Annotated in this window: 3 protein-coding genes; 1 reads left to right on the forward strand and 2 read right to left on the reverse strand. The window is 47.9% G+C overall.

The features are described 5' to 3' along the window. Both AAEZ05_RS27620 and AAEZ05_RS27625 read right to left on the reverse strand, forming a co-directional pair. On the reverse strand, positions 1-182 hold a 182-nt coding region (locus AAEZ05_RS27620), incomplete at its 3' end, for a hypothetical protein (RefSeq protein ID WP_350649708.1). Positions 183-264: 82 nt separating this feature from the next. Continuing rightward, complete coding sequence (locus AAEZ05_RS27625; protein WP_350649710.1) at positions 265-1,395, reverse strand: phage/plasmid replication domain-containing protein; 1,131 nt, start codon at positions 1,393-1,395, stop codon at positions 265-267. A 128-nt stretch (positions 1,396-1,523) separates the two neighbouring features. Here AAEZ05_RS27625 and AAEZ05_RS27630 point away from each other — a divergent pair, with 128 nt between their 5' ends. Continuing rightward, the gene (locus AAEZ05_RS27630; RefSeq protein ID WP_205892618.1) at positions 1,524-1,895 is read left to right on the forward strand and encodes a helix-turn-helix domain-containing protein; all 372 of its coding nucleotides are present in this window, start codon (positions 1,524-1,526) and stop codon (positions 1,893-1,895) included. Positions 1,896-1,996: the final 101 nt, after the last annotated feature.

Raw genomic sequence — 1,996 nt, forward strand, 5'->3', positions numbered from 1 at the left:
TCTTTAGTCCAAATTTTTTCAGGCTTTATGCCCTGCTCTTTTCGCTCATCAATAACTTTGATGGTTGCCGCAACTGAGTCAGCAAGTACCGGGTTCAAAAACGCAGCTCTACACCGGTTCTGGAACTCCTGTTGCCGCTGCTGGCCTTTGCTTATTGCCGTTCCTTGAAGACTATTGATCATGAACGCGCCCACCTACCAAGAGTTTTTATGAGCATGACAGCGCAAATGACGAGAAACGTAGTCTCCATTAATGGGCCCATCATTACGCAGCAAGCCTCAAATGCGTCGGGCGTTTATACCAACTTGGCGGAGCAATACTTTTAACTGGATTGATTTCGCGCATCTCTCGTATAAATACGTTGCTAAACGTAGTCAAGTCGCATGCATTTCGAATATTAATGCCGATGCGATTGAGTCTAGCTGCGTGAGTCTCAAAAGACCTCTGAGAACAAACGATTTCCATGCCGTGCATCCAAAGATGGGCGTATGAGGCAGTTACGTTTGCTGCTCTTGGAGTGTCACAAATGTTTTCTAGAAGTAATTGCTGAGCAATGCTTGCCATATCCATTTTAGTCACCTTTAAGCGTTCATCGACGCTAAGAAACTCTTTATGAAGAGTTTGATATTCGCCTTCATCAAAGAGGCCCCAATAACATAGCTTTTCACGGCTTAAAAATTCGCTTTTTAGTTCTTGTTCTAAACGAACAATGCCAGTGTCTAAGGCGTATTGATAAATGTCCTGAGCGTATTTCAGCTCTGCGGAATCGTCTCCGAAAAAGCGTTTAACTTTTGGGAGATGATGCTTGTAAATTTCGAATGCCTTGTCGTATGCCTTGCGATATTGAAGACGAACACCCTTCCCGCTTCCACTAGTTGTCCAATCTACAGAACGGCCATTTGGAAATAGTCGGCCAATAGAGTGGCCTATTCGCTGAGAAGCCAATCCTCGCAAGTAAGGGATTTCGTTGCCCTTCCCTACTGAGATATTTGTTGTGAGGTCGACTCGCTGAATACAGCAACCGTCCGCCCAAATATGTGAAGCTTTCGCGCCCGATTCACCCTGGCGTACCTCAGACCGCGTGCAACGGGTGAAAGAAGGAAGGCCGTACTGTGCAAGAAGCTCGTTGTAAACGGAGATGCACTGCTCGAGGGTTTCAAAACCCCAGAGGTTGTCATCACGATTGAGACGTGAAGGATTGCCATCGATTGTGATTTTTCGGCCTTGGACGTGAATTTGTACGGTTGAACTGTGGCTTCCCTGGTGCTTAACGGATCGATAGCTGGTGCTCAAGACTTCGCCGGTCAGGGTATCAATGGCCTTGAACGCGGTATCGGAGATAACCGGAAGGTCAAAATAATGTTCCTGTGAAACCTTGAGCCAGTCGATGAACATCTATTAATCCGTCAAGGGGGATGAACTTGACCTTTAAGGTACGAGATCGTGCACCATTTGGTCAAGCACGATCTTACACCTTATGGTGTCGTATCATGACGGTGTAAATGCATACAGGAGATAAGGTGATGGAAGAAATTGGCAATGAGAGTGACCTAACGATGACCATCGGTGAAAACCTACGCAAAGCCAGAGAGGCTGCGGGTTTAACGCAACATAAGGCATGGGAAGCGGCGGGAATATCTGAGTCCTCATACAAGGGTTATGAGGCGGGAAAGGCGACTCCACCAGGGGACAAGATCGCAACCCTTGCTAAGATTTTCGGAGTTTCAACCGACGAACTACTGCTCGACGAGTCAGAACGTACAAACTCTGCAGAATTTAGCGCCATATGGAGAAGGCTGGATTTGCTGCCTGTAGAGCTACAGCAGCAGGCCAAGGTTGCGATGAGAGGCGTCCTAATGGGCATCGAGCAGGAAGCTTTAAGGCGGGCGGGCTGATGCCGGCACCGAAGTTAGTTGCGGTAAAGTGGGGGTGTAACAGCACCCCCACTCGCTTCGCTCCTAAAGCCATGGAGGCGTCATGCTGAAAATGTGGGTTT

The organism is Pseudomonas sp. HY13-MNA-CIBAN-0226 (genome assembly GCF_040310305.1).
Classification (GTDB): Bacteria; Pseudomonadota; Gammaproteobacteria; order Pseudomonadales; family Pseudomonadaceae; genus Aquipseudomonas; species Aquipseudomonas gregormendelii.

Coding starts and splice junctions, on each gene's coding strand:
- AAEZ05_RS27625 (WP_350649710.1), bottom strand. CDS start 1,395: ATGTTCATCGACTGGCTCAAGGTTTCACAGGAACATTATTTTGACCTT.
- AAEZ05_RS27630 (WP_205892618.1), top strand. CDS start 1,524: ATGGAAGAAATTGGCAATGAGAGTGACCTAACGATGACCATCGGTGAA.